Source organism: Mesorhizobium sp. M2A.F.Ca.ET.039.01.1.1, assembly GCF_003998035.1.
Taxonomy (GTDB): domain Bacteria; phylum Pseudomonadota; class Alphaproteobacteria; order Rhizobiales; family Rhizobiaceae; genus Mesorhizobium.
The window spans coordinates 1-6,867 of sequence record NZ_RZRY01000336.1 but is presented as its reverse complement, the minus strand read 5'-3'; the positions used below and the strand labels follow the sequence as shown (position 1 = coordinate 6,867).

The following is a 6,867-nucleotide window of genomic DNA, read 5'->3' as shown; positions in this document are numbered from 1 at the left end:
GTCGGATCGAGGCTCTCGCGGTGGACGGCGGCGGCACCACTCCAGCACCTGGTTGGTGCGGCCGCCGTCGCCGCCGTCCACCGCGAGAGCCTCGATCCGACGCCGGCCGCCAAAGGCGTCGTCGAGCGGCTTGGCGAAGAACTCGTCGAGCTTTGTCCAGGCACCCTCGCCAGGATTGTCGGTCGTGCCTTCGAAGAAGCGCACGCCCAGCATCCAGCTCTGCCGGTCCTCGCCGAAGGCGACGACGACGGCCCAGATGCCATTGTGCTGTACGTCGGCGCCGGCGACCAGGATGAGGCCATCCGCCGGAACCCTCATTTCGGCGAAGGGCTCGCGACGCTCCATCAGCCGCTCATATTCCGGCGCGTTGCCCTTCACCTTGGCGGGAAGGCCGTAAACCAGATTGAAGATGCCCTTTTCGCCGAGCCCGCCGGGCTTGGCCTGATTGAGAATGTCTTCCGCGATCGCCTCGTAGCTCATCATCAGCGAGATGAAGGCGTCGACGTGGAAGCCGGGATGCCGGTCGGGACCGGTGAGCGTCGCGACGTAGCGTCCGTTGCGGACGCCGATGACACGCTCCGTCTCGCTGACGATATGTCCGCAATGCGGGCAGACATAGAAGCTCTTGTGCGGATGCTGCCTGTCGAGGTGGAAACCGTCATGCGACTGGACGAACTCGCCTTTGCATTCGACGCAGGCGATGTTCCAGAAACGCTGGTCGGAGCGCTTGAAAGAGCGGTCGATGCGGCAGTGCCCCTGCGCGTCGCCGAGCTCGTCGCCTGTGTCGATCTCTGGCGTCGACAATTCGAAGATCTTGTAGGACTTCGTGCGCCGGAAGGCCGTGAAGCGGCCGAAGAACAGGGTCTCCGGATCGTCGCCCGTGACATGGGTCTGCCACTTCGAGACCTCGTCCTTGACGCCGTAGCGCGTCGTCTTGCCCGAAAGGTCCGTCGCCACGTTGGCGTTGGCCAGCATCAGCGAACCCCCGGCGAAGCGCTTCTCGTAGATCGTGGACCCCGCGCCGGATCGGCTGACCGCGGGAAAGATGACTTGCTTGCCGGTTTCCTTCTGCCAGACCTCGATAAGCGGCTGCAGCTTCTGGCTGTTCATGTCCTGCAGGAAGTCGATCGACGGCAGGCCGTAGATTGTGTTGTCCGGCGCGGTGTCGGCGATGTAGAGCGCCCAGGCCAGAGCGAGGATCGACACGCCGGTCTGCTGCGACTTGCGCACTGTAACTAGATTGCAGGGATGCTCGATGCTGAGGCAGTCGGCGATCTCGCCGAGATATGGCGCGTCGTCGAGCGCCCAGAATTCTCCTTTCTTTGGCCCGTCGACCAGGATGATGTTCTTCGGCAGCCACTCGCGAAAACGTGCCGGCGGCCGCGGCCTGATCGCATCCGCTAGCGCCGAGCCGGCCAGGCGCAGGGCTCCCGGATGGCCGAGGCCAATGTGGATGCTCAAAGCTCTTCGTCCTCGAGCGCCTCGTCGTGCTCGGCCGCTTGCGTAACGATGCCCGCGAGGCGGTCCGCGATCTCGGTGTTGAGGTCGAAAGCGATCTGGCGAAGCAGAACGCGCAGGCCGTGCGAACCCTCGCGTGAAACGGCCAGCGCCATATCATCGGCCTTGTTCTGCAGGCGGGCGATGCTCGACTGGATCTCTCGGCCGCAGACCGTCAGGGCCTCACGCATGCGGTCGGCGCGCACGAGTTGGCCGATATGCTCCTGCCGGCGCAGTTTCTCGCGCCCGACCTTCAGCCAGGCTTCCTGCCGAAGCGCCTCATCGCGCGACGTGCTGGAATTGACCGGCGGAGCCGATGGCGCATCCTTGCGCGCAGCTGCGATCTTCTCGGAACTCGCGAACTCGCCGCGGTAATGGTCATAGTGCGCCAAGGAGAAGCGCATGATGCGGTCGCGCGCATCGCGCTCGACAGGAAGGTCGTGCTCCTCAACCAGGCGCCGCACGAGCTTGGTGACGGCCTGTTTCGTCACGCCATCCCGCGCCGCCACGTCCGCCGGCGTCGCCATCACAGTCTCTTCAGGCGGCATTCAGACAACTTCCTTCAAGCCGCTGACAACCCTGACAACCCAACTTTTCCACTGGTGCGACTGGCAAAAACCCAGGGGCCGGTCTGCCCGTCTCTGGTCGAGGGGTGGCGTACGGTCCCTAATGTCTGCGGGTCGGTTCCGGTCGCCGGTCCGGTCAGTCGAAGAAGCCGGGGAGCATGAAGGTGATCTCGTGCATCACCCTCGGCGGCAGCTCGCGATTGGCGAATTCGGTGAATTCCTGGGCGGTGTCGCCTTTGAGCATTTCGGCGGGGATGATCACGCCTGAGTCGACGAACGAGACCGGCCGGCCCCACCTGGTTGATGATCGGTCAGGCGCATAGACGTGACCGCCCAGGCCTTTGGCAGTAACGCGATTTGGAAAGCGGCCACCCTTCGTGAAATCACCGGTGAACAGCCGGCGCTTGCTGAAGGGCGAGGCGCTCACCCCTGCCCGCGTCTCGCGCGGCTTGAAGTATTTGAGCGAGACGTCGCCGCCCTGCGTGCGCATGACATAGGCGAGCTTGCCGTAGGTGGGGCGCTCGACCTTGATGGCCCTGCGGATGGTGCGATAGGGCAGCCCGGTTTGCTTGGACAGCGCGCGTGTCAGCCTGGTGCGCAGCCTGTCGCCGACGTGGTTGACGGCGCGGCGCAGGACTTCGCTGCGCTGCAGGTCGCTCAGGCGGCCAAGCGCGTTATCCAGCCGCTTCAGCCCAGACAAATCGGCCCACCTGATCTCCAGCAGGCCGGCCACGCTCGCGCTCCGAAATGAAAAGCCCCGGTCGCGAGGAGCGCCGGGGCCAGTTCTTTTTTACCGTGTTCAGGGTAGGTCAAGTTTCTGACGCGCGTCAACGGACAGAGGCAGTTTTTTTCACGTGGCCTGCGGCGGCCCTGTCAGCCAGCCAGACGCCCGGCCTGTCCGCATCCAGCCAAGGCGTTATCGAGCGATCGGAAAACACCAGCCGATGCGCGGTCAGCTGCGTGTCAAGCTCGCCCTCCAGCCGGCGCAGCGTCGCGACCCAGATCTGATAATCGAGCCTGCCCATGATGTCGCCGCCCGGGTCGGTGGAGAATTCGTATTTCCGGTAGGCGCCGCTGACCGGCCGCTTGGCGCGTTCGTCATAGCCATGCACCTCGATGTCGAAAGTCTGGCCGTTCTCGTCGGTCACCCGCTTCATGACGAACCAGGCCGGCCGACCGGCACGTTCAGCCAATCGGATCTTCGACGGCTCTGCCGTCCAGTCCGGCTCGCGGCCGAGGATCGCGGTGCCGACGACCAGCGAAACAATCCCCTCGCCGCGCTGCTCGCGTGACCGTCTGCCGTAGCGGTCGACTGCCCTCGCCACATGGAGTTCGGCCAGGCCCTGCGTATCGGGCCAATCGGCCAAAGCATTCCACCCGGCCGGGATCACGACCTCGCACCCGGCCAGCGCTGCGACTTCACGGCCCACGGTTACCGCATCCTCATGCGGCTCGCCCTGCTCGAGCCAGAAATTCTCGTAGTCCTTGCGGCCGCCGTCGATCAGCGCGCCAAGCTCGCCAAAGCCGGTGATCTTGCCCCAGGAAGAGGCCTGCAAGGAACGCCAGGCCGAATGCGGATTGTCCAGCCCTTCCACACCGCCGCCCTTCGGCAATTCATGCACGAAGGCCCAGGTCAGCAGCTCATCAATCGTTACCGTCTTCATGTCTTCTTCCTGCAGCAGTTCGCGATGGTTTTGAGAGAGTCAGGCAGTAGTCAGAGCAAAGCTCGAAGCGAGCGATTCCAGAGGGTTGGGCGTGGACGCGACACCAGCGACAGTTTTTTGGAGCCATTGCATAATGCTCCGTTGCCCCTCGCCCCGCTCTTCGCCCATTACGTGCGTTGAAACTGGTGCAGACTGCCGCAAGCTTTTGTTTTTGTTTCCCTTATCGCCGTTAACCGGGGTATCGCGCCGTGTCGCGAACTCCCGCGACTGCCGCCACCGCGCGGGCTCTCTGTCGTCCCGGAGGGGTACGGGGCTCATCGCACCTCCTGGTCGGGTACGCGCGACGCCGGCACGTCGACCAGGCGCACGCCGCGGTAGACGACGATGCGCCCATCCACCCGCTCGTATTTCTTCTTCATGATCAGCCCGAACGCGGTCAGCGAGATCGGCTTGCCGCCCTCGTCGACGGTGAAGTCGACATAGGCCTGGTAGAACTGCTTGGCGGTCAGCTCGGCCGCCGGATCGGGCACCACGCAGCGCGCGCAAAAAGCTGATGTGCGGTCCATCTCGTCGCGATACTCCTGCGTCTTCAGCCGCACGGCGTCGGGGATGACAAGCCCCTCGCGAAGGAAGATCAGCACGCCTTCGATCAGCCAGTTCAGGATGCCCGGATATTCCGGCACGAATTCCGAGACCACCTCCTCGAACTCGCGCTGGTCCGCCTCGGCGATTATCTTCGACCAGTGGATGACGGCCATGCGCCGCCAGATGCCGTTGTCCGTGCCCGAGATGCGCGGATAGCCGTTGCCCGACATATGGCCGGTGAAGACCGGCCGGAAATCGAAATAGCCCTCGAACAGGTCGCGCACGGTGAAATGCTCGCCGCCGGTCAGATCCTTGACCAGGTTCTCGCGCAGATCCTCGCCCTCAGGCAGTTCCTTCACGCGTAGGAAACGCCGGCCATAGAGCCGCGCCATATCGGGATTGGCCGCACCGCCGGCCTTGCCTTCGCCGATGAAGGACTCCGAAGGCAGCGTGACCGACACCTCGCCCAGCAGCCGGCAAAGCGTTTCCATGTAGACGGATTTGCCGTTGGCGCCCTTGCCGTAGTGGAAGAACAGCTTTTGAACCGTCAGCCCGACCAGCCCCAGGCCTGATGCCACCTGCACCATGCGGCGCACGGCGTCGATCGGCAGCTTGTCGCGTACGAACTCGTCCCATTTCGGGCATGTCGCTTGCGCGTCGTATTCCACCGGCACGCGCTGCGTAATCATGTCCTGGCGTCGATGCCCTTCCACGACTTTCAGCTCGGCATCGGGCACTTCGATGAATTCGGGCACGTCCTCGCGATTGTCGTCGGGATCGTCATAGGCAGGATTGCGCACACGCTTGCGGGTACGGCGAAAGCAGAGCGTGTGGCTTGCCAGCGCAACCTTCAGCGGGTCGGCATTGAACTCGTCGGGGCCGCGCTGGATGTGCGGCGCAGCGCAGGCAAGCATGGCTTCGAGCTTGGCCTTGTTCTTCGACGACACGGCATGGGTCATTCGCCGGCTGACCCGCCGGGCGACATTCGCCTGCGCGGCTTCCGCCAGCTTCGCCAGCCGCTTCTGCGCGGGCGTCCGCTCTTCCTCGGCGATCTTGCAGGCCTTCAGCCCGCTCTCGATCGCATGCCGTTCCGCCTCGGTCGGCTCGATGAAATCGACCTCGAGTGCGATGCGGCCGCCGACATTCTGGGCGATCGCCAAGGCACGGGGCTCGCCAGTCTCGATATCCCAATGCGTACCGGTCCAGACTGCAAAGGCTGCCCGCCTGGCCTTGGATTGCGCGCGCACTAAAAGGTCCTCGCCGAAATGGGCGAGTAGCCTTTCGGCGTTGTCCGTGTCGGAATGGTCGAGGCCGGCGCAATGGCGCACGATATTGCAGTCGACCTGGCTCAAATCCTTCGGCGCGGTGCCGGGCTCGCCATCCTCGTCATCACCTGCACCAGTCACGCCATCACCGGAAAGGGGTGCGGGGTCGCCATAGGCGGCCGCCTGGCGCTGGGCTTCCTTGAGCACGGCCGCGACCTCGTCGGGCATGCCAGTCTTCTTCTTTTTTGCCACTCAGGTCCCCGCTTCGGCTTCCGCCGCCATTTTTGAAAAATCGTAGCCAGAACGCGGCCAGATGATCGGGATCAGCCTCTGCAGCTCACCTTCGGGCCGCTGATGCCGCTTGCGTGCCCGGGCCATCGCGGCCGCCGTCATCACCCGCTCGGAATCGCCGTCGGCGAGCAGCACGAGCTCGTCGACATGGTCGCCGACCCACATCGCATCGTCCGGCGCTTGGTCGATCTTTGGTTTCGAGCCCGCGATCATCACCGGGCGCATCACGCCTCTGACGTCGGGTTTCTTCAGCGTCGGGTGCATGAAACGCGACGAGGCCTCGGCCGGGCCTGACAGGTTGCCGAGATCGCCGGCGGCGAAATAGAAGCTGTCGTCGCGCCAGCCCTCCCATTCGCCGAAGGCGACGCCGTTCTCGATCCCCTCGCCGCCGACCCAGCGATGCGCTTCCGGATGTCCGGCGATCGGGATCAGCGCGCCCTTCTTCGAGCCGCGCATCTTCTTGGTTGCGAGCTGCTCGTAGAGGCCGGCGGAGAGATCGTCGGCCGATGGTGCCGGATCGCCGAATGCCCACGGCACGAGCCCGGCTTTCTCCCCTTCCTTGGTCAGCCCATACAGGATCGGTCGATACTTCGGCGCACGGTCGAGGTCGATCCAGGTGATGTGGCAGCCGATCAGCTCGAAGCCGGGGCCGATGAAGGGCGCTACCATCGCCGGACCGGAATAGAGCGCGATCGGAGCGCCGCGCTCGTCCTGGCCGTGCCAGTAGGTGACGTCGGACCCGACGCGCAGCCAGGTGGCATCCGGATAGCCGGCGCAGCGCCGGCCGAGATAGAAGCGGCCGAACGACAACGATGACGTGCGCAGCGGCGCCAGCGGCCGATAGATGCCGCGCGCCTTGTTGCGTTCCTTCTCGCGGAAATCAGCCTGGCTGTCCGCCCGGGTCGCGGCATCGGCTTGGTTCTGCCGCCGGCGCAGCTCGATCCGCGCCAGCCTTTGGTTTCGTTCTTCCGCGCTTTCCTGTTCCGCCTCGTGCGGTAC

General features: G+C 64.7%; 6 protein-coding genes. All 6 read right to left on the bottom strand.

Going from position 1 to position 6,867, the window contains the following annotated elements; translation table 11 throughout:
- A partial coding sequence (locus EOA24_RS22755; RefSeq protein ID WP_245501830.1) for a terminase gpA endonuclease subunit occupies positions 1-1,461 on the bottom strand: 1,461 nt, incomplete at its 3' end.
- The gene (locus EOA24_RS22750) at positions 1,458-2,045 is read right to left on the bottom strand and encodes a hypothetical protein (RefSeq protein WP_126083013.1); all 588 of its coding nucleotides are present in this window, start codon (positions 2,043-2,045) and stop codon (positions 1,458-1,460) included. The genes EOA24_RS22755 and EOA24_RS22750, both read right to left, overlap by 4 nt.
- A gap of 154 nt (positions 2,046-2,199) precedes the next feature.
- Positions 2,200-2,796 (bottom strand): phage tail protein, encoded by a 597-nt coding sequence (locus tag EOA24_RS22745; RefSeq protein WP_210211616.1) that lies wholly within the window; start codon positions 2,794-2,796, stop codon positions 2,200-2,202.
- 94 nt (positions 2,797-2,890) lie between these two features.
- Positions 2,891-3,727 (bottom strand): hypothetical protein, encoded by an 837-nt coding sequence (locus EOA24_RS22740; protein ID WP_127255576.1) that lies wholly within the window; start codon positions 3,725-3,727, stop codon positions 2,891-2,893.
- Positions 3,728-4,041: 314 nt separating this feature from the next.
- Entirely contained in the window at positions 4,042-5,805 is a 1,764-nt protein-coding gene (locus EOA24_RS22735) for a phage/plasmid primase, P4 family (protein ID WP_126083015.1), read from the bottom strand.
- A 24-nt stretch (positions 5,806-5,829) separates the two neighbouring features.
- Positions 5,830-6,867: hypothetical protein (locus EOA24_RS41775; RefSeq protein ID WP_189354140.1), on the bottom strand; the 1,038-nt coding region annotated here is incomplete at its 5' end.

Coding starts and splice junctions, on each gene's coding strand:
- EOA24_RS22740 (WP_127255576.1), bottom strand. CDS start 3,727: ATGAAGACGGTAACGATTGATGAGCTGCTGACCTGGGCCTTCGTGCAT.
- EOA24_RS22750 (WP_126083013.1), bottom strand. CDS start 2,045: ATGCCGCCTGAAGAGACTGTGATGGCGACGCCGGCGGACGTGGCGGCG.
- EOA24_RS22735 (WP_126083015.1), bottom strand. CDS start 5,805: ATGCCCGACGAGGTCGCGGCCGTGCTCAAGGAAGCCCAGCGCCAGGCG.